General features: G+C 72.1%; 14 protein-coding genes. 7 read left to right on the forward strand and 7 right to left on the reverse strand.

Annotated elements, in window-relative coordinates:
• The first annotated feature begins 60 nt into the window (after positions 1 to 60).
• The gene (locus JYK04_RS36750; RefSeq protein ID WP_189745387.1) at positions 61 to 2,541 is read left to right on the forward strand and encodes a SpoIIE family protein phosphatase; all 2,481 of its coding nucleotides are present in this window, start codon (positions 61 to 63) and stop codon (positions 2,539 to 2,541) included.
• Between the two features lie 11 nt (positions 2,542 to 2,552).
• Here the strand turns inward: JYK04_RS36750 and JYK04_RS36755 are convergent, their stop codons facing one another.
• Both JYK04_RS36755 and JYK04_RS36760 read right to left on the reverse strand, forming a co-directional pair.
• The gene (locus JYK04_RS36755) at positions 2,553 to 4,061 is read right to left on the reverse strand and encodes an SDR family NAD(P)-dependent oxidoreductase (RefSeq protein ID WP_189745385.1); all 1,509 of its coding nucleotides are present in this window, start codon (positions 4,059 to 4,061) and stop codon (positions 2,553 to 2,555) included.
• A 276-nt stretch (positions 4,062 to 4,337) separates the two neighbouring features.
• Positions 4,338 to 5,576, reverse strand: coding sequence for a GNAT family N-acetyltransferase (locus JYK04_RS36760; protein ID WP_189745383.1), 1,239 nt, complete (start codon positions 5,574 to 5,576; stop codon positions 4,338 to 4,340).
• A 199-nt stretch (positions 5,577 to 5,775) separates the two neighbouring features.
• On the opposite strand from JYK04_RS36760, the gene JYK04_RS36765 reads away from it, so the two are divergent.
• Positions 5,776 to 6,222, forward strand: coding sequence for a hypothetical protein (locus tag JYK04_RS36765; RefSeq protein ID WP_189745382.1), 447 nt, complete (start codon positions 5,776 to 5,778; stop codon positions 6,220 to 6,222).
• Between the two features lie 64 nt (positions 6,223 to 6,286).
• On the opposite strand, the gene JYK04_RS36770 is transcribed toward JYK04_RS36765, so the two are convergent.
• Positions 6,287 to 7,864 (reverse strand): DUF7405 family protein, encoded by a 1,578-nt coding sequence (locus JYK04_RS36770; protein WP_202185955.1) that lies wholly within the window; start codon positions 7,862 to 7,864, stop codon positions 6,287 to 6,289.
• A 156-nt stretch (positions 7,865 to 8,020) separates the two neighbouring features.
• Complete coding sequence (gene lanL, locus JYK04_RS36775) at positions 8,021 to 10,819, reverse strand: class IV lanthionine synthetase LanL (protein WP_189745380.1); 2,799 nt, start codon at positions 10,817 to 10,819, stop codon at positions 8,021 to 8,023.
• A 228-nt stretch (positions 10,820 to 11,047) separates the two neighbouring features.
• Here lanL and JYK04_RS42035 point away from each other — a divergent pair, with 228 nt between their 5' ends.
• Positions 11,048 to 11,173 carry a hypothetical protein gene (locus JYK04_RS42035; protein ID WP_268254173.1) on the forward strand — a complete coding sequence of 42 codons (126 nt, stop codon included), beginning with the start codon at positions 11,048 to 11,050 and terminating at the stop codon, positions 11,171 to 11,173.
• 155 nt (positions 11,174 to 11,328) lie between these two features.
• Here JYK04_RS42035 and JYK04_RS36780 read toward each other — a convergent pair whose 3' ends face one another.
• Complete coding sequence (locus JYK04_RS36780; protein WP_189745378.1) at positions 11,329 to 11,982, reverse strand: TetR/AcrR family transcriptional regulator; 654 nt, start codon at positions 11,980 to 11,982, stop codon at positions 11,329 to 11,331.
• A 287-nt stretch (positions 11,983 to 12,269) separates the two neighbouring features.
• Between JYK04_RS36780 and JYK04_RS36785 the strand changes: the two genes are divergently transcribed.
• From JYK04_RS36785 to JYK04_RS42040, 3 genes are all read left to right on the forward strand, one after another.
• On the forward strand, positions 12,270 to 12,911 hold the full coding sequence (locus tag JYK04_RS36785) for a hypothetical protein (protein ID WP_189745376.1): 642 nt from the start codon (positions 12,270 to 12,272) through the stop codon (positions 12,909 to 12,911).
• Between the two features lie 726 nt (positions 12,912 to 13,637).
• Positions 13,638 to 13,877, forward strand: a complete 240-nt coding sequence (locus JYK04_RS41645) for a hypothetical protein (protein ID WP_229876743.1) — start codon at positions 13,638 to 13,640, stop codon at positions 13,875 to 13,877.
• Between the two features lie 41 nt (positions 13,878 to 13,918).
• Positions 13,919 to 15,034, forward strand: a complete 1,116-nt coding sequence (locus JYK04_RS42040) for a hypothetical protein (protein WP_189745372.1) — start codon at positions 13,919 to 13,921, stop codon at positions 15,032 to 15,034.
• Between the two features lie 170 nt (positions 15,035 to 15,204).
• Here the strand turns inward: JYK04_RS42040 and JYK04_RS36800 are convergent, their stop codons facing one another.
• Together JYK04_RS36800 and JYK04_RS36805 are read right to left on the reverse strand one after the other, a co-directional pair.
• The gene (locus JYK04_RS36800) at positions 15,205 to 16,479 is read right to left on the reverse strand and encodes a hypothetical protein (RefSeq protein WP_189745370.1); all 1,275 of its coding nucleotides are present in this window, start codon (positions 16,477 to 16,479) and stop codon (positions 15,205 to 15,207) included.
• A gap of 369 nt (positions 16,480 to 16,848) precedes the next feature.
• Positions 16,849 to 18,408, reverse strand: coding sequence for an NHL repeat-containing protein (locus tag JYK04_RS36805; RefSeq protein ID WP_189745368.1), 1,560 nt, complete (start codon positions 18,406 to 18,408; stop codon positions 16,849 to 16,851).
• 334 nt (positions 18,409 to 18,742) lie between these two features.
• Here JYK04_RS36805 and JYK04_RS36810 point away from each other — a divergent pair, with 334 nt between their 5' ends.
• Entirely contained in the window at positions 18,743 to 19,990 is a 1,248-nt protein-coding gene (locus JYK04_RS36810) for a cytochrome P450 (RefSeq protein WP_189745366.1), read from the forward strand.
• Positions 19,991 to 20,034: the final 44 nt, after the last annotated feature.

The following is a 20,034-nucleotide window of genomic DNA, read 5'->3' on the forward strand; positions in this document are numbered from 1 at the left end:
GGCAGTCGCTGCGGCAATGCCCGCTGTGCGGTCCGTTCGGCAGGTCGAAGGGTGGCAGCGATGGACGCACCGGCGCCGGGACCGAGCGAGGTGCCCGAGGACCCGTTCGCACTGCGCAACTCGGCCTCGGCGGTACTGGACGACCACGGCAGGGTCGTCGGCTGGAGCGAGCGCGCACAGGAGCGCCTCGGCTACCCGCCCGACGAGGTGCTGGGCCGCATGGCCGCCGAATTCCTTTTCGAGTCCCATGACCTTGAGGCGGTCCGGGACGCGGTGGCCGCGTGCGAGCGCGACCGGAGCTGGTCCGGTGTCCTGCCCGTCCTGCACCGCAGCGGGCGACGGGTGGAGCTGGGCTTCCGCGCCCGCGCCGTCATCCGGGCCGGCTCGGCCCGCGAGTGGTTCCTCGTCGTCGCCCCGGCGGAGGAGGTGCTCCAGTGGGAGACGGACCGGTCCGTCCTGGACGGTCTGTTCCGGCGCTCCCCGATCGGCCTGTCCGTCCACGCCCCCGACCTCAGCATCCTGCGGATCAACCGGGCGCTGGCCCGGTTCACGCAGCTTCCCGCGGCGGAGATCCGGAGCCGGCGCATCGGCGACTTCCTCATCGGTCCGGACCTGAAGATCATCGAAACCCGGCTGCGCCGGGTGCTGGAGACGGGCGCTCCCCTGATCTTCACCGAGCAGCGCTGCCGCCTGAGGAGCGACCCCGACCACGAGCGGGTGGTCTCGGTGTCGGCGTTCCGGATGGAGGACCCCTCCGGCGGGATCCTCGGAGTCACCCAACTGGTGGAGGACGTCACCGACCGCTACCGGGCCCGGCGGCGGCTCGCCCTGCTCAACCGGGCGAGCGCCCGCATCGGCACCACACTGGATCTCGGCCAGACCACCCGGGAACTGGCCGACGTAGCCGTCCCCGAACTCGCGGACGCCGTCTCGGTGGATCTGCTGGAGTCGGTGGCCCGGGGCGACGATACCGCCGAGGAGGAGGGCGGACCGGTCCGCAGAATGGCCGTCCAATCGGTCATGGCAGAGGCCCTGCAGGTGATGTACGCCGCCGGCGAGGTCTTCCACTTCGACCCGCGCACCCCGCAGGCCAGGTGCCTCGCCGAACAGCAGCCCATCCTCGAACCGGAGCTCCGGAGCAACCCCCGCTGGTACTTCCAGGATGCGGAGCGCACCCGGCGCGCCGTCGACCTGCACGCGCACTCACTGATCGTCGTACCGCTGACTGCCCGCGGCCTGCTCCTCGGCCTGCTCAGCCTGTGGCGGGCCGATCGGCCCGAGCCGTTCGAGGAGGACGACCTCACGCTCGCGGAGGAATTCGCCGCGCGGGCCGCCCTGTGCATCGACAACGCCCGCCGCTACACCCAGCAGCACCAGGCCGCGTTGACCCTGCAGCGCAGCCTGCTGCCGCAGGAGCTGCCCGAGTACAGCGCGGTCGAGGTCGCGCACCTCTATCTGCCGGCCGATCCCGCCACCGGCGTCGGCGGCGACTGGTTCGACGTCATCCCCCTGTCCGGGGCGCGCGTCGCCCTCGTCGTCGGCGACGTCGTCGGCCACGGTCTGCACGCCGCGGCCACCATGGGCCGCCTGCGCACGGCCGTACACACCCTGGCCAGCCTCGATTACGCACCGGACGAGGTCCTCTCCCACCTGGACGACCTGGTCAACCGCCTGGCAGACGAGCAGGAGCCGGCCGACGGACGCTCGCGGGGCCCGCAGATCGTCGGCGCGACGTGTCTCTACGCGGTCTACGACCCGATCTCCCGGCGCTGCACCCTGGCCCGGGCGGGCCATCTGCCCCCCGCCGTGGTGACCTCCGACGGCACGGTCAGCCTGCCCGACCTGCCCGAGGGGCCGCCGCTGGGCCTGGGCGGACTCCCTTTCGAGTGCGCCGAATTGGAACTCGCCGAGGGAAGTCTGCTCGCGCTGTACACGGACGGCCTGGTCGAGGCCCGTGGCCTCGACCTCGATGAGGGACTCTCGCGGCTGCGGGAAGCCCTGTCCCGGCCCGGCCGCTCGCTGGGGGAGACCTGCACGGCGGTGCAGGGCGCCCTGCTGCCGGAGCACCCGCCGGATGACGTCGCACTGCTCCTCGCCCGCACCCGCGTGCTGGCGCCGGAGCAGGTCGCCTCCTGGGAACTGCCCGGGGAGCCGACCGCCGCCGCCCGGGCACGGCATCTGACGGAGACCACACTGACCGGGTGGGGCCTGGAGGAGCTGGCCTTCACCGCCGAACTGGTCGTCAGCGAACTGGTCACCAACGCCTACCGGTACGGCGGCGGCACACCGGTGACCCTGCGGCTCATCCGCGACCGCAGCCTGATCTGCGAGATCTCCGACAGCAGCAGCACCGCTCCGCACCTACGGCGGGCACGCACCACCGACGAGGGCGGGCGCGGGCTCTTCCTGGTGGCCCAGCTCACCGAACGGTGGGGCACCCGCTACACCCGGGACGGCAAGACAGTCTGGACGGAGTTCCCCCTCGCCGCAGCGGTGCCGGGGCACTTCGCGGCCGCGGCGAACCACGTGCCCGACGGGTGACACCGGAGGGATCACCAAGGGACCTGCCGGTAGTCCTTCAGGAGGACGCCGTGGACGGGTGCTCCTGCCCGCCCCTGCACGATGGGGTGGTAGATGCGGGCGGCGCCGTCGACGATGTCCAGCGGCGGGCGCCAGCCGGTGGCGGCGTGCCGCTCCCGGGCGGGGAGGGGCTTCTCGTCGGTGACCCAGCCGGTGTCGACGCTGCAGGTGTGGATGCCGCGGGTGGCCAGGTCGGCGGCGCTGGTGCGGGTCAGCATGTTCAGGGCGGCTTTGGCCATGTTGGTGTGCGGATGGTCGCTGGTCTTGTTGCGGACGGTGAACTGGCCTTCGACCGCGGAGACGTTGATGAGGTAGCGGTCGGGATGCGGGGAGGCGTCGAGCAGCGGCAGCAGGCGGCCGGCGAGCAGGAACGGCGCGACGGCGTTGACCAACTGGACCTCCAGCAGCTCGGTCGGGTCGATCTGCCCCAGACGCAGGGTCCAGGAGTTGGTCGCGGTCGTCTCCGGCAGCAGGCCCGCCTCGTCGACGGCCTCCTGCGGCAGCGCGGCGGCCACCGGGGCGTGGGCCGCGGGTGCGGTGGCGGGCAGCGCGTGGGGCGTCCGGATGCGCGGGGCGAGCTCCGCCGTCCACGGCAGAGGTGCGGTGCGCGGGCCGGGTACGGAAAAACCCGGAGCGGTCCAGATCCGTGGCGCGGCGAGGGACGCGGGGGTCGGGGTGGGCTCGGCGGCGGACAGCGCGGTGTACGCCTGGGGGGAACGGCGCAGGGTTTGGGCCGCGTTGTTGATGAGAACGTCCAGGGGCAGCCCTTGGGAGAGCATGTGGTCCGTGAAGGCGAGCACCTGCCGGGGATCGCGCAGGTCCAGGGCGGCGATCCGCAGCCGGTGCCACCACTGCGCGGCGCCGGGCGCCGCCGCGAACCGGCGCGCCGTGTCCTGGGGGAAGCGGCTCGTCACCGTGAGCTCGGCACCGTCCCGAAGGAGCATCAGCGCGACCTGGTAGCCGATCTTGACGCGCCCGCCGGTCAGCAGCGCACGCCGGCCGGTGAGGTCGGCGCGGGCCGTGCGGCGGGCGAGATTCTCGTCGGCGCATGCGGGACACAGCAGGTGGTAGAAGTCGTGGACCTGCCGGTAGTGGTTCTTGCAGACGTAGCAGCGTTGGGGACGGTTCAGCAGTCGTGAGGGCCCGTCACCGTCCGGTGTACGGTCCGGCAGCCGGCGCGCCGCGGACGGCCCCGGGCGGACCTGGACGTACTCGCCGACCGTGAGTCCGCGCTCCGGCGGGGCCGGGGCGGGCAGGGCGGCGTCCATGACACGGTCGCAGGCGCCCATGGCGGTGGCGGCGAGCAGCTCGGCGTCGGCTGCGGCCCGTTCCGCGCGTGCCTCGGCACGGCGTCGAAGGCGGCCGTCGCGGACGAGTTCACCGGCGGCCTGCTCCAGCAGGCGGCGCTGAGCATCGTCCACGGGTAGCTGCTGTGCCTGGTGGATCAGGTCCAGGCAGCTCTGTATGCGCTCACTGTCCATGGTGTGCCTTAGGTGTGATGGGTCGTTCGTGGCCGACTCCCCCCACCTGGAGGCGTTCCTCGCACGTGAACGAGCGCACCACGCGCGGTGCGGTGCGGCCGGGCGCCGGTGAGGAGGGAGAAGGCGTGCTCACGGCGGACGCGTAGCACGGGCGCCGCGTCCGGAGGTGGTGATCAGAATAGGCCGTGGCCAGAAAAGTCGGGCACCCTTTTCCGCCCGCCCCGGTTCCACGCCCCTGAACGCCGGTCGAGGCCGGTCCGATCGGCAGGACACTGCCTAGAACGAGTGCGGCAGCCAGGGAGCGGTCTCGTTGCCGAAGGCCAGTGAGGCCGGAGCGAGCGCTCCCCTTCTCAGCTCGCAGGCCCGGCCGGCCCGGGCCAGGGCGGTCAGCGGGACGCCGCCCAGGTAGGCGGAGGCCAAAGCCCGTACCGGCACGGTCGCATCGGCCGCCGCGCGCGTACGCGTGCAGGACGCGCCCTCTTGGTCTCCCGAGAGCCGCCAACGGCCCTCGTTCCAGGGGCAGAAGGAGTCCTCGATCTCGAGGACGACGTCGACAGGGGAGCGGTACGGGCGGGCTTCGAGCGCGGCGCCCACATCCACCAGCCGGACGAACAGACCGTCCCGCAGCTGCCTTTCACACCTGCGGACGTCCGAGACGAGGTGCTGCCACGCATCGTCCACCGGGCGGTTCTGCGCCACGAGCGTCGAGGTCAGATCGATCCCGAAGAGGAACTGCCACAACGCCGCGTACGCGGCCGGATCCCGGGCTTCGAGGTCGCGCAGCACGATCGTGCCGCGTGCGCCCGAGACGTCCCACTGCGGCGTGTGGTGGAACCGGGCGTACCCGACCGTGGTCCCGCCCTGCTCCGCGACGACGCACTCGAGCGGTGAGCCGCCCTGGCTGCCGCCGCCCTGGGGTGCCGCCACGGCCAGGCGCTCCCACCCGGGCGCGCGGGCCGGCATGCCCGGGCGCCCGGCCACCTGGTCCGCGTACACCGCTTCGCAGGCCGGCAGCGCGGACAGCGGATCGGCGTACCGCAGCCGTACTCCGTCGGTGCCGAGTCCGGCCGGGGCCTCCAGGCGTACGCGCGCCGTGTCGATCGTCGCCGACAGCTGCTGGGTGGCCATGCCGAAGCCGAAGCGGCCGTAGATGCCGGGCTCGGACGCCACCAGTGCCGCCAGCGGTTCACCCCGTCCGCGGACGTCGTCCAGCTGGCGCCGCATCATCGCTGTCATCAGGCCCCGCCTACGGTGCGTGGCCGCCACGCTCACCATCGTCACCCCGGCCGTGTCGACCAGGGCTGCGCCCGGTACCGACAGGCGCAGCGAGAAGGCTCCGGCGGTACCGACGCAGGCGTCGCCGTCCCAGGCGGCGATGGACCGGTCGTGTTCGGTGAGGCTCTCCCACAGCTCGCGCGTCTCCGGGGCCGTGGGCGGGCCGCCGAAGGCCCGTTCCAAGGTCCGGTACCAGGTGTCCCACTCCTGGGCCTCCAACGTCCGCAACTGTGGCGCCATGGGCCACCTCTACCAGGGACTTTGCGTGGCGGAGGCCTTACGGGGCGGCGGTGCCACCCGACTGGGTCACCGGTGGGAGCCGGCCGCGTCGCCGAGGTCGGGGCTTGACGATCCCGGTCCGAAGATATGACACTCGAAGTGCAAGTTGTTTTGTATCTATTCGTGGTTGGTTCTTGCTGTCTGTAACGAAAGGCGAGACATGTCCGTCTACAGCGCCCGAGCGGGTTCCCGGCCCAGCCGAACCGGGGCGCGTACGCGGTCGGCCCGGTCCACGCGCACGCCCGCCTACGCGGCCGCGGGCGCGGCCGTGGGCGCCGTGTGGGCTTTCGGCGGGGACATGCCCGCGTGGGAGCACGCACTGCGCGTCCTCGTGGTGGTGCTCTGCGTCAGCGTGGTCGGACGCCTCGTCGGCCGCCGCCTCGTCCGCGCCGGGAGGACCCCGGTCGACCGCGGTCTGTTCTTCGGCCTGGTCGCGGCGAAGGTGTTCCTCGTGGCCGTGGCCCTGCTCGTCGACCAACTCGCCGGCCTGTGGTTCTCCGAACCGGCTCTGATCACTGCCGGGTTCCTGTTCGCCCTGGTGGCCGTCGGTGGTCCCGCCCTGCACGGCCGGTTGTCACACGGTACCGGCGGCCCTCAGTCGCGCTAAGGGGCGTCCAGGGGGTGTCCGGTCCGCTTCGTACCGGCGTCGGCACGAAGCGGACCGGCTCGCCTCAGAGGAATTCGACGAGGGGGAGCGCCCGGTGGCGGCGCGGCGGCGTGAGGAAGTTCTGGCGCCGTGTCGCCGTCAGGAACCGTTCCAGCCCGTTCTCCTCCTCGGGGACACCGTGGGCCGCCGCCAGGTCGAGCGAGGCCTGATGGGTGCGCATCGTGGCGAAGAAGTCGGCGCTCGGGACGAACACCGTGAACTCCAGCTTGGGCTGGGCGGAGCCGCCCGGTACGTCCATGGTGCTGTAGCCGGGGCCGTCCATGCGGACGTGCAGCGGCCTGCCGTCGGCCGTGCGCGACGACCGCTGCAGGCAGGAGAGGTGGCCGATCCGGTGCTCCCCGTCCGGGGTGCCCCGGCCCTGGGCGCTCAGCAGGGCGTCGTCGGTGCCCTGGAAGGTGTTCGGCAGGAACGCGGGACCTCCACCGTCGGTGATCTGGTCGGCGTTCCCCGGTGCAGGCGGCGGTGTGGAACGGAACATGTACTGCACGCGTTCCGTGAACGAGGCGTCGTCTCCCGGCACACCGGCGTCGTCGACGTCGTAGAACTGCTGGAGGTCCAGGAGTACGTGCGACAGGTGCTGGACGGCGCCGTGGTCGAAGTAGGAACCCGGCTTCGCCGTGGTCAGGCCGCTCCCCCGGAAGGTGACGCCGTCGGCGGCGGCGGTTCCGGCGGTCTGCTGGTCGGCGAAGCCCATCCACATCGGCGAACGCGGGTTGACCATGAACGCGTAGGGGAGGGCCGCGTCGTCCGCCAGCTTCCTGGGCAGGCCGATCTGGGTGAACATCGCCCGGGCGGAGGTGAAGGACAGGAGGTCGGAGAGGGCCGGTGAGGGCTGGGGCCGGCCGGCGAGGGTCTGACTCCCGCCGAGCCACCGGAGCACGTCCTGGATGTGGGCGGCGTGGTCGCTGCGCAGGGTGAGCAGCAGGTCGTTGCCCTCGATCGACACGGGTACGTGGAACCGGCGCTTGGTGATGCCGCGGTTGGCGGGGGACACGTCCGTGGGGCCGGGCACCGCTTCCTCCAGGACGTACCGGTTGGCTGCCGAGCGCAGGCGCGGCATGTGCGCGGACACCAGAGGGCCCTGCAGTCCGCCGGGTAATCGTCCGAAATACGGAAGGCCGTACGCGAGGAACGTGAACACTCCGGAGGGGCTGAAGGGGTACGCGCGCTCGATGGCGGCCAGTGCCCCGGTCAGCTTGACCTGGTCGATGCGGGTGGGCGGCCGCAGCAGGCGGGCGGTCGCGAACAGGGTGTGCACGGGGCCGAACTGCACCTGGACCCCGTCGACGTCGGTGACCGGTGCGATGAAGTCCGCGATGTCGAACTGGATGTCGGGCAGCACGGGTGCGGGGCCGGCCCCGTCGTCCCCGCCTGTCGCCGCGAGCGCGATGTTCCTCGACGGTATGACCGAGGACTGTCCGAGCAGTTCCAGACCGGCCACGGCCGCGGCCAGTACCCCGCCCCGCAGGACGCTGCGGCGGGTGCGTCCCGTCGCACCGCGGGGGTCGGGCCGAGGGGCGGCGGTAAGGGGCCGCGGCTCGGAGGGGCTTGCGTCTTCTGAGTTCCGGGCGTCGTCCGTCACGTCTTCCACTCCTGGATACGGGCGGTCCCGCGGCCGGCCGGGCCGTGGGCTTGAACGCGGCGCCCCTCCCGCACGTGGAGGGCAGCCTTCGGCGTGCATTGATTGCACTCGAAGTGCAATTAACGCGCCCAGCATACGCACGACACGCGCGTACTGTCAGGGGTTCGGGCCCTCGGCCGAGGGCTCGGCCGCCCGCGACGCCGTCCACGGCACCGTCCACGGACGCGCGCCGCCGTGGCGCAGTCGCAGGAGGAAGTCGAGGATCCCCGCCGCCCCGTTGCCGTACTCGGAGCCGCTCGTGGCATCGGCGACGAGGCGCAGCCCGTCGGACGTGCAGTGCTGGGCGTCGATGACCGCGGCGATCCCCTCGGCCTGCGCACGGTAGCGGGCCTCTCCCGTGATGTCGGCCATGTCCAGGAGGAAGTGGCCGGTCCCCGCGTTTCCGCAGCACACGCCCGCGATCGCACGCCACGGATCGCCGACGGCGGCCGCCGCGGCCTGTTCGGCGAGGTCCGCGAAGCGCCGCTGGCCGGTGGCCGACCACAGCCGGACGAGGAACGTGCCGATGCCCGCCGGGCCGTTGCACCACTGGGTGGCCGGCCGGAGCTGCGGTTTGCCTCCGACTTCGGCAGGCCACGCGGCCCGGCCGTCCTGGACGCGGGCGGCCCGTACGAGCGTGTCGCCGGCCCCGATGGCGGCGGCCGTGAACCGGCCCGCGTCCCCGGCGTGCCCACGCGCCTCGGCGGCGGCGGCCGCGGTCAGGAGGAACGTTCCGACGCCCGCCGTTCCGTGGGCGAATCCGTACGTGTGCGCTCCCGCGAGCACGGAGTCCGTGTCGTGGGAGGTCGGCCAGGTCCAGTCGCCGTCCGCCCGGTCGGCGGCGCCCAGGACGGCATCGGCGCAGGCGAAGGCCGCGTCGAGGAGCGAGTCGTCGGCGGTGGCCCGCCACAGGTGCAGCCGTGCGGTGCCCGCCCCGGAGAGGCCATGGGTGAAGTCGGGGCTCGGCCAGCGGGTCGGGAGCCGCTCGGCGAGCGTGATCGCCCGACCGGCCATGGCCGTGTCACCGAGGAGCCGGGCGGCGTCATGGAGCGCCCAGGCGGTGCCCGATCGGCCGAAGCACAGGCCGGGCAGCAGCCGGTCCACGCCGAGCAGGCGCGCGTCGAGCCAGCGGGCGGCCTCGGCCACGGTAGTGCGCACAGTGGCGTCACCGAGGGCCTGCGCGGCGTGGGTGAGGGTGGCGAGTACGCCGGCCGCGCCGTTCCAGGTGTTGCAGGGATCGCTGCGCGGCACATTCCATTCCGGTGCCGGCCAGAGGGTGCTGCGCCAAGGGGTCATGGTGCGTTGCAGGTGGGCGAGACCGTCGTCGAGCAGCCGGTCGATCGCCGTGGGACGGTACCGGGGGAGCGCGACTCGCGGGGACGCGGCCCCGGCCGCGGTTTCGGGTGCGCCGGCGCGCATTCCGCTGGGCCCGCTGGGCCCGGCCAGCCAGGTCAGGGCGTACGGGAGGGTCCACCGGGCGCCGGGGTCGGCCCGGGTCAGGCCGTCGATCAGTTCGCCGAACGGGGCCAGCGGGGGATGGGCGAGGGCGATCAGCGGGAGTGTCGGCTGCGCGTCTTGTGGCCGGCCGTCGTCGGTCCAGCCGGCCGCCCACCGTGGATCGAGGTCGGTCAGGACGGAGAAGAGGACCACCCCGAGGCTGAAGCGGTCTGCCTCCGGTCCGGCCACCCGGCCGGCCTCCGCGGGTGACGCGTGCAGGCCCAGGGCTCTGACCTCGGGTGCGGCGAATCCGCGCGTATATGCGGGCGCGCGCTCCTGCCCCGGTTCGATGACGTACTCCGTGTCGATCAGCCGTAGGTCCCCGGCCGGGGTGACCATGATGTTGTGCGGTTTGAAGTCGCGGATCACGAACCCTGCCTCGTGAACGGTCCGCAGCAGGGTCAACAGCCGTGTGACCGTCTCGACGGCCTCGTCCGCGCCCGGTCCGCCGTCCCGCGCACGAGCCGACTGCCACAGGTGCAGGGGCTGTCCGGGCACGAGTTCCTCGACGAGGAACAAGTCCCCCTGCTCTTCGAACAGATCCACCTTCCCGGGTGAGATCCCCAGCGGTGCGAGCCGCTCCAGCATCCGGGCCTCGCCCCGCAGCCGGTCGCGCACATCGGTTCCGTCCAGGCGGGCCCCGACGTGGGCCCGCGCGTGCTTGACGATGACATCGAGGCCCGTCCGCTCGTCCAACGCCCGGTAGACGCCGCCCTTGTTCGCGTGCCGGACTGCCCGGACCACCTTGAACCGTCCTCCCAGCAGCACCGGTGCCGTCGTCGTCGGGGCGCCGGGTTCGTCGGGGAAGGGGTAGGCGGCCCATGGCGGGAACACGAACCCCGCGGTGCGCTCGTCCTTGATCCTGCTGCCGTCCGGGCCGGTCATCCACGGTTCGAGGACGCCGTCGTCGGTCAGGATCATGTCGCCGCCGAACTGCCCGTACCGGAAGGAGACGAGGCTGCCGGGCCGCACCGGCCTGTCCGACAGGATCCGCGGTCCGCTCAGTCCGGCCGTCGCGACGTCCAACTCGCGTGCCAGGACGCCGAAGTGGGCGTCGTCGTCCGGGTACACGGTGATGAACTTCCCGCCCGTGCCCCGGTCGTGCCAGATGTCCCCGAGGCGTACGACCCGTTCGAGATCGACGGCGAACTTGAAGGAGGCCGTGCGGTGTACGAGCACCTCCGCCGAGCGGGCGAGGACGAGTGCGGCCGACAGCGGTGTCGCCGACACGTGGAGCTTCCAGCCGTGGGCGCGCCGCCCGGCCGGATCCGGCGGCCGGGCGAAGCACCACGCGTCCGTCGGCTGCAAGGTCCACCGCTGCCCCCCGGAACGGCTCAGCACCGCACGTGCGACATCGAGCAGCAGCAGTGAGTCGGCCGATTCGTCGCGCGGCCGGGCGGGATGCGGATGCGTGGTCATGGAGGTCAGCGCTCTCTTGGATCCTCGGACGTTCACGGTCCGTGCGCGCAGCTCACCAGTCTATGCCCGCCCCGTCGTGCCTTCCTGTCGGCCCGGCGGGGCCGAACGTAAGTATTTGCACTTGAAGTGCAAAGAAATCCCCAAGTCCGGTGTTCTATCGATTTGTCGGGGTATCGACCATTTGTCGGGTCGAGGTGACCCGAGAGGTTCGAGGAGAGAGGCAAAACGATGAACGGGACGACGGCCGACCTCAACGCCCTGGAACTGCTTCCGCAGGAGCAGGAACAGGAACTGTCGGAGCGGGACTGCACCGGCTGGTCCACCTGCACCCTCACGCTGGCGGCCGACGAATGACCCGGTGACCACCACCGGCCCGCCGATCCGGTTCGGACCGGCACTCCGCCCGGCAGTCGACTGCCCGATCCCCGCCCGCGAGGCGGGGATCAGCTGTGTGTCGAACGGTGGTCGGGCGTTGCCGAAAGTGACCGGTATGTCCCGGAGTGGCAGACCTAGGAGCCCGTCCCGGGCCGGTCGGTGGTGGCGAGCAGGGCGTGCACGGCCGTCTTCATGGTGCCGGCCGCCGCTTCGGCGCTCAGGCCGCTGCTGCGCCAGTGGTACCAGGCGCCCCAGGTCGTCACCGCGTCCAGTCCGTAGAGCACTTCGGCCCTGCGTGCGGCGGGCAGGCGTTCGAGTTCCTCCGCGAAGATCTCGGCCAGTCGCGCCCGGGCCAGGTCCAGCACCTCGCGGGTGACCTCGGCGACACGGCCCCCCGGGGCTTCCAGGCGCAGCAGGGTCAGCTGGGCCGGGGTGATCCACTCCAGGATCCGGGCCCGCTGTTCCGTCAGGGCCGCCACCCGGGTGTCGCGCGGACCGGACGTCGGAAGTGGCCTGATCTGCTCGATCAGCTGCTCCAGGCGGCGGGTGATGGCCGTCTCCACCAGCTCGGACATGTCGGCGAAGTGGTGGAACACGAGGCGTCGGGACACGCCCGCCCGCTCGGCGACCCGTTCCGCGGGGAAGCTGGATTCCCCGTCGTCGAGCAGGGACAGTACGGCCTCGGCGATCTTCACCCGGGACTGGCGACCGCGCTCGGCGCGACCGTCCGGGGCGCGACCGCCGGTGGCACGGTCTTCGGACCGCGGTCGTCGGGCCGACTGGTTCACGGCGCCCCTCCCCACTTCGCTGGGTGCCATTGTCGCAAAAGAACGGGAGCGACTCCCCCGGCGGCGCGTGGACGCCCGCCCGGGGCCGGGTCGCGCGGGGGGCGACGGAACGGTGCCGAGCCCGTCCTCTCCCTCCAGGTGCCGACCGTAAGGGTGGCGGAGCGCGACCGTCCCGGGGAGCCGTGTGGCGCGCCTGTTTGGTTCGATCCGTACGTGTCTACGGATCGCGGGCCGGTGTTCGAAGAACAGGCCGGTGCCCCTCCGCTTCCGAAGGAGACCTTCCCACCATGCCCAGAAACCCGCGATGGCTCGTCGCGCTGGCGGCCGGAGCCGCCGTACTGAGCGCGGGCCCGGCCGTGGCGTCGGCAGCGCCGCCGGCCGCGGTCAACCCGGCCCCCTTCACGACCATCACCGTCGACCGCAGCACTGTGGCACACGGCGAGAGCTTCACCGTGTCCGCCAGTCGCTACTGGCCGAACGAGGAGGTGTACGTACGGCTGATCCCGGAAGGCCGGGCCGATGAGACCCGGGCCGTGGCAGGAGCCGACGGAGACGACGACCTGCACGCCGGCCGGCGCATCGTCACCCTCGCGATCCTCCTGGCGAACGGCGAGGGAGAGGTCTCCGGCACGGTCAGGGTCCCCGAGCGGCACGGCCGTCACCACCATCTCCGGGGCGAGTACCGCCTGGAGCTCGCCGGGCACGGATCCCAGCTGTGGCAGTCGATCCCCTTCAGGGTGGTCGCGGCCGAGGTCGACGGGCACCACAAGCCCGGCCACGGCCCGGTCGGGAAGCCCGGCCGGGACCCCGGCCAGGACCCCCACGGGGACTCGGACACGAAGCCCCACGAGGACGCGCCGCAGGAGGCGCCCGAGAGCGCCCCGGAGGACTCCCCGGAGGACTCCCCGGAGAAGATCCCCGGGGACTGACCTCGGCATGACCGGTTCCCGGTACGCCGGTGTTCCGTGGCGCGTGCACGCACGACGTGCACGCGCCACGGAGCGGTTCTGAACCGCCTTAGGCCGGGCGTCGTATGACAGTCACTCAAAAGGGAGCGGAGCGGACGCGGACAACCCCGCGGAGGGTAACGATGCCGCGACCGCTCTCCTCCTCCCCTAGAAAGCAGAAGCTCATTGATGCGCTCTGATCTCCCTCGGCGCGGCCGTTCGGGGTCGCTGCCCGGTCGGCGGATCCCCCACGTCTGCGGGGCCTTCGTCGTGCTCACCGCGGCCGTGGCCGGGTTCGCGGGCACCGCGGAATCGGCCCCGGTGCAGACAGCGAGCTCCTCGGCCGTGGCGCAGGCGGACCCCGGACCGCCGAACAGGCTCTGTCCGCCCTGGGTGGACTGCGGTCCCCTTCTGTCGGACCCGTCGCACGGCGGACCGCCCCACCACGAGGACGGTCCGCCGCCCCACGAAGGTCACGACGGGCACAAGCGTCCGGGTCCTCCCGGCCCGCCCGGCCCGGTCGGGCCCACCGGGCCCACCGGTCCTCCGGGTCCTTCGGGTCCGGCGGGTCCCTCCGGTCCGCCGGGGCCGAGCGGTTCTCCGGGTGCCATCGGCCCTTCGGGTCCCGCAGGTCCTTCGGGTCCCGCAGGCCCGTCGGGTCCTGCAGGTCCGTCCGGTTCTCCCGGTGCCACCGGTCCGGCCGGGCCCGTGTCGACCACCGAGACCGTCGGCGATCCGATCACCGTGGCCCCCGGCAACGAGGCCACCGTGTTCGCCACCTGTCCGGCAGGGAGCACCCTCGTGAGCGGCGGGTACCTCATGAGCGGCTCGCTGCAGGTCCTGCTGACGTCGCGGGCAGCGACTCCCAACACCTGGACCGTCACCGTCCTGAACCCCTCCACAACGACCTCCGCCACCGTGGCGGCCGTCGCACAATGCGCGCCGTGACCGCACGCCGGGCCCATCCGCCCGCCCCTGAAGGGAATTTCATGCTCAGATCGGAAAGGGTCGTCAAGGCCCTGGGGACCAGCGCATGCCTGGTCTCCGTCCTGGCGCTCTCCGCACCGACCGCCTCGGCGACGACGACCGCCATCTCGTGCGGCGAGATCCAGACCGGCGTGGTGTCCTGCCAACTGCCGGACGGCCTCTCCTCGTACGACACCACCGCCCTGCTGGCGGCGGCGCAGACCGCGACGCAGACCTCGCTGACCACGACCACGCCCATGGTCGTGACGGCGTTCGGCGGTGCCGGACGGTACGGCAGCAACGGCGGCGGCCTCTACCGTGGCGGTAACGGCGGCTACGGTGGCAAGGCGCAGACCGTGACGTCGATCGCAAGCTTCCAGACCGGGTTCGGACAGACCCTGTACTACTACATCGGCCAGCTCGGCGCGACGTCCGCCGGCGGTCGCGGCGGCGCCTCCACCCTGGTCTCCGGCGTGGACCTGACCACGCAGGACCCGTGCATCGAGGGCTACGGCTCGTGCACCACGACCACGCTGCTCGCCGATGCGGGTGGCGGCGGCGGTGGTGGCCAGGGCAATGCCAATGGCGACGGCGGCGCCGGCGGCGACGGCGGCACAGCGGTCTCGGGTCAGATCATCTCGGCCGGAGTCGCGGGCAGTGACGGAAAGGCGACCACCGGCACCCTGACGCGTACCGGTGCGGGCGGCAGCGGCGGCAGCAACGGTGACGGCGGTTCAGGCGGCCGCGGCGGCTCCGGGGTGGACCACAAGGCCGGGACCAGTGGCATCGACGGCATCGGCGGTCTGGGCGGCCCGGTCCACACCGGCAACGGTCCCAACGCCGGTGCGACGTGGACGAACAACTCCTCCCTCTTCTTCGGCAATGCCGGGCAGGGCGGCGAGGGGGAGTGGCGGACCAACAGCACGAACTACGGCAGCGGTGGCGGTGGCGGTGGCGGCTGGGGTGGCGGCGGTGGTGGTGGCGGCGGCGGTGAAGCCATCACCGGTGGTGGCGGCGGCGGTGGCGGCAGCTGGGCGGTGGCGAACACCGACACGGCCGCGAGCGTCCCGGTGATCTCCAACGGCAACAGCGGTGCGAACGGCTCCGTCTACGTGACGTTCGTCGGTTCGGGCAGCTGACAGCCGGCACGGCCGGCGAAGGCGCTCCCCGTGGTCCGGGGCTCCCTTCGCCGGCCTTGCCCTGCCGTCGGTGCGATCCCCGTTCGCGCGACGCGACGATGGACGTACGAAGCGCCCTGCGGCCCCGCCCCCTCTCGGGGCGGGGCCGCAGGGGCGTCGACGGGGCGGGGTCAGCCGACGCAGGACGTTACGGCTGCCGGGCTGTAGAGGCAGTTCGTCGGGGTGTTGTTGGCGATCGTGGTGGTCGTGACCGAGGTGATCGCGGTGTTCGTCCAGATACCGCCGGGCGCGGGGGCGTCCGGTGCGACGTTGAACTGAACCGAGGCGTCGGTCAGGTTGTAGGTGCCGGACGCGTTGTAGATGCCGCCGGCCCGTGAACCGGTGCCGGAGACCTTGTTGCGGTCGATGGCGGAGCCGTTCACGTTCACCGACGGGGTGGTGGCGAGGGTGGCCGTGTAGATCCCGCCGCCCAGCGAGTAGCGGCCGGCGGCCAGGTTCTCCGTCACGTCCGAGGCGTTCAAGAGGTTCAAGGTGCCTCCCAGCGCGTTGATTCCAGCCCCGTGACCGGCCTCTCCGATGAGCTTGTTCCCCTTCACCTGGGTGTTGTCCAGCGTGAGCGTTCCGCCGTGCATGGTGATGCCGCCTCCGCCGTCGTCCGCGGATTGGACGGTCACCGTGTTCCCCTCGATGACGGAGTCGGTGAAGGTCCGGTTGCCGCCGAACCCGATGTACACCCCGCCGCCGGAGCCCGACCCGAGACCGCCGGTGGTGAGGCGGTTGTCGGTGACGGTGGTCCCTGTCATGTTCAGGGTGCCGTTTCCGTCGGAGGAGATGCCGCCGCCGAGGTCGAAGGCGGTGTTGTGCTTGATGCTGCCGCCGTTGATGGTGAGCGTGCCGACGGTGTGGCCGATACCGCCGCCGATACGCGCACGGTTGCTCGTGATGTGGGTGTTCGTGAGGGTGAGCTGCCCGTCGGACTGCAGCCCGCCTCCGGCGCTCGCCCCGCCGGTGGTCTGGTTGTCCGAGATGCGGCTGTTGGTCAGGGATCCCGTGGTGCTGGGCCGGAACCTGATGCCGGCGCCGAGGTTCGCCGTCGCTCCCTGGAAGGAGACGTTGGTTCCCGTGAACGTGCTGTTCTCCCGGACCAGCACGTTGCCGCCGCCGATGGAGTTGGAGGGCTGCCCATTCATGACGGTCAGGTCGTTGAGTGTCAGCTTGCCCGGGACGGCCGAGGAGGTGCCGACCTCGAACAGGCGGAAGGACGCGGTGCCGACACGCTTGATGGTCGCGTTGCGACCGTTGATGGTCACGCCGGCGGTGTTGTTGGTGATGGGCGGAAGCCCGGTGTCGGTCACGTTGGCAACCGAGACCTCGTAGAGGCAGTACGGCTCCAGGTCGAGGACCGTATCGATGTTCGCGTTGGCGTCGTTGATCGCGGTGATCAAGGCCGCGGTGTCGCACGGCACTGTGACCGCGTGGGCGGGGACCACGGCGGTTGCCGTCGCCGCGCCGGTCAGGGCAAGGGTGACAAGGGAACTCAATCCCCGGTGACGCGTGCTGCGCCGTCTCATCGTCGTACCTTTCGTGAAGCCGTTCGTGGAGCCGTCCGTGGTGCGGTACGCGGCTTGACGCGATGCCGTCAGACTCTGCTGCGCTCCTACGCCGAGGAGGCTGGGACCCGGGGAAGGGGTAACCGTCCGGGGCGCGGTTCATGCCCGGTACCGCAGCGTGGCCGTGGTCTGTCACACGTCCGGGCCCAGCCTGAGAGCCGGACGGCGGGTCGGGCGCCGGGTCGGGCCGTCCGTCCGCACTGGTCAGGAGTCCGTGATCCTGACGAGGCCCCCGACCACGCCGACGTAGGCCGATCCGTCCCTGCCCAGGGTCACCGGCGCGTAGTGGTCGTTGAACAAGGGGCCGGAGCCGACCAGCCGGCTCCACACCCGCTCGCCGGTCCGTACGTCCAGCGCCGTGAGGTACCAGGCGTCGGGCATCGCGGCCGTGCCCGTCCGGTGGGCAGACCGCAGTTCGTCGGCGCTCGGGTGCGTGAAGGTGTACAGGAGGCCCGTGGCGAGGGAGACCTTGCTGACGACGCTGGGAACCCGTTCGACGCTGTCGGACCAGGCCAGGGAGCAGGTGCGGGTCGTGTAGTCGACGTGGACCCGGGCCAGGCCGGGCTCGGTGTCGACCTGACGCCCGCCGGCCATTCCCTTCAGGAGGGCGTGGTCCTCGACGACGTAGCCGTAGTTGTTCTCCACGACGAGGTCACCGCCCACGGCGACGAGGCTGTTCTCGTCGGCACCCCTTCCCGGGGCGAAGACCGGCTGTTCGCAGACCTTCTCGGGCCCGGCCTTCCCGCGCTCCATCACGAGCACCTTCATCCGGGGGTCGGCGTTGTCGGTGATGGCGACGTACCCTCCGCCCGGGCCGGATGCCGGGCCGATGAGCGTGGGAGTGGTGCCGCTGCCCTGGCCGAGCTGGCCGGGCTTGTGCCGCGAACCCCTGTCGTACGCGGCCCGCCAGGTGACGACGGGCCGGCCGCCGGCGGGCGCGTCGAAGTCGAAGCGGTAGAGGGCGTGGTCGCTGACGACGAAGACGCCGCCGGACTCGTCGACCGCGATGCTGTTGGCGATCGTCTCGCCGTGCAGTACGTGGGTGGAGACCGCGCCGGTGGCCGGATCGAGGACGCCGACCACACCGCTGCCGGTCACGAACCACATCCTCCCCGACCAGTCGGGGAGGACGGACACGATGCCGCTGCTGCCGATCACCGGCCTGAGGTCGTAGCGCGCCTGCGGCACGAGCGCGTCGCGCCGGACGGCCACCACCTGAAGGGTGCCGTCCTTCGTGGGGACGACGGCCCGGTCGAGCTGATCGAGGTAGAAGTAGCCGCCTCCGGAGACTTCCGTGAGGCTGCTGCCCGCCTTCCCGGGCAGGGTGAGGGAGGAAACGGCCGCGAGGTCGTTCGGGTCGAGCAGCATCAGCCGGGGAGAGTGCCCCGGGGTCATGCAGACGGTGACGATCCGGCCCCTGGAGTCGAAGGTGACCGAACCGCAGAGCCCGCCCTGCAGCCTGCTGCGTACGGCGAGTTCGCGGCCGGTGGGGCCGGGGCCTTCGTACGTGTCGCTCTGATAGGCGTCGCCGTGCACGTTGCTGGAGCCGTTGGCGGCCATGAACGGGTGCTGCGGGACCGGGGGGACGGCGACCGGTCGCGGTGCGACGGCCTGACCGGTGAACCGGGTCAGGCCGGCTCCGCGCGGATCCCCGGGTATGGACAGGGCGGGCAGGGTCACCGCTGCGGCCGGGGCGGCGGCGGTGAGGGGCGGTAATACGGCGGCCGCCACCAGGACGGCCAGGACACGGAGGAACGTGCGCATACGGAGGCCTTTCGTTCGCTGACCTGTGAGGGCGCGGCGGGAGCGGAGCCCTCCGAAAATACTTGCACTGTCAGTGCAATAACGATGATGCGGCAGCGGCCGACAGGCTGTCGAGGGCCGGGCGGACCCGGTGCCGCGCCCCCGAACGTCGACGTGCGGCCGACGGCCCGTGCGCCGGGGCTGTGACCTGTGGTTTCGCCGCCCGGCAGGCGGTCCCCAGGGCCTCCGTGCATGCTGGGAAAGCCGGGGAACCGGAGTCGGCCGGAGACCGGTGTCGGAACGACGACGGAGGGGCCCCGATCCGCCGGTCCCGCGAGCCGCACAAGGACGCACCATGAGCCGAGCCATGCTCCGGCAGATCCTCGACTACTCCCACCGCGCCGACCCGTACCCGCTGTACGAGGAGCTGCGCAGGACGCCGGTGTTCCACGACGAGGACGGCCCGTACGTCGTCAGCACCTACTACGAGATCCGGAGCCTGCTGCACGATCCGCGCATCAGCTCCGACCCCCGCAACCTGACGCAGCCGTCGAGCGATCCGCTGGCGCAGGAGGACGGCGGCGACTCGGCGCTGCCCCCGGTGTTCCTCAAGCTCGACCCGCCGGACCACGACCGTCTGCGCGCCATCACGAACCGGCCGTTCGGGCCGCCGCACTCGCCGCGCAAGGTCCACGACATGCGCGGCGAGCTCGGCGGCATCGTCTCCGGTCTCATCGAAGGCATCGTCGACGCGGGTTCCCCGGAACGCATCGACCTGGTCGACCAGTTCTCCTACCCCTTCCCGGTGACCGTGATCTGCCGGCTGCTGGGCGTGCCCCCGGAGGACGAGCTCCGTTTCCACGGCTGGGCCGACACCATCGCCGCCGGCCTGGACCCCGATCCGGACGCCGACCCGACCGAGAGGCCGAAGGCCGCCGCCGACGCGCAGATGGAGCTCGGCATGTACCTGGCCGGGCTGATCGGGGAGCGCCGCAAGGAGCCGGGCGAGGACATGCTGTCCCAGCTGGCGGCAGCCACCGACGATCCGGACGGGTCCATGAGCGCGCTGGAGGCGATCAGCACCGCGGCGCTGCTGCTGATCGCGGGCCACGAGACCACGGTCAACCTGATCACGAACGGCATGCTGACGCTCCTGCGCCACCCGGAGGTCCTCCGGCGGCTGCGCGAGGACCCACAGCTGTCCGTACCGATCGTCGAGGAACTGCTGCGCTACGAACCCCCCGTGCAGCTCCTGCCGCGGCGCAGCACGATCGACGACATCGAGGTGGCCGGGGTGAACATTCCCAAGGGGGCCACGGTTTCGCTGATCCTGGCCTCCGGCAACCGCGACCCGAAGCGGTTCGAGAACCCGGACCGCTTCGACCCCGACCGCGGGGACATCCAGCACCTCGGGCTCGGCAGTGGCATCCACAGCTGCTTCGGCGCCCCGCTGGCACGCCTGGAGGCCCAGTTGGCCCTCGGTGAACTGGCCCGCAGGCTGGAGAACCCGCGGCTGCTGGAGGATCCGCCCCCCTACCGCCGGAACGCGGTGCTCCGCGGCCCCCGTCACCTGCCGATCGCCTGCGACGGCATCCGTCCCTGACTCCGGGCTCGTACCCGGCCGAGGGGCCGCATGGGGTCGTGGCG

The organism is Streptomyces nojiriensis, from assembly GCF_017639205.1.
Classification (GTDB): domain Bacteria; phylum Actinomycetota; class Actinomycetes; order Streptomycetales; family Streptomycetaceae; genus Streptomyces; species Streptomyces nojiriensis.

Coding starts and splice junctions, on each gene's coding strand:
- JYK04_RS36765 (WP_189745382.1), top strand. CDS start 5,776: ATGTCCGTCTACAGCGCCCGAGCGGGTTCCCGGCCCAGCCGAACCGGG.
- lanL (WP_189745380.1), bottom strand. CDS start 10,819: ATGACCACGCATCCGCATCCCGCCCGGCCGCGCGACGAATCGGCCGAC.
- JYK04_RS36785 (WP_189745376.1), top strand. CDS start 12,270: ATGCCCAGAAACCCGCGATGGCTCGTCGCGCTGGCGGCCGGAGCCGCC.
- JYK04_RS36760 (WP_189745383.1), bottom strand. CDS start 5,576: ATGGCGCCACAGTTGCGGACGTTGGAGGCCCAGGAGTGGGACACCTGG.
- JYK04_RS42035 (WP_268254173.1), top strand. CDS start 11,048: ATGAACGGGACGACGGCCGACCTCAACGCCCTGGAACTGCTTCCGCAG.
- JYK04_RS36805 (WP_189745368.1), bottom strand. CDS start 18,408: ATGCGCACGTTCCTCCGTGTCCTGGCCGTCCTGGTGGCGGCCGCCGTA.
- JYK04_RS36755 (WP_189745385.1), bottom strand. CDS start 4,061: ATGGACAGTGAGCGCATACAGAGCTGCCTGGACCTGATCCACCAGGCA.
- JYK04_RS36750 (WP_189745387.1), top strand. CDS start 61: ATGGACGCACCGGCGCCGGGACCGAGCGAGGTGCCCGAGGACCCGTTC.
- JYK04_RS36810 (WP_189745366.1), top strand. CDS start 18,743: ATGAGCCGAGCCATGCTCCGGCAGATCCTCGACTACTCCCACCGCGCC.
- JYK04_RS42040 (WP_189745372.1), top strand. CDS start 13,919: ATGCTCAGATCGGAAAGGGTCGTCAAGGCCCTGGGGACCAGCGCATGC.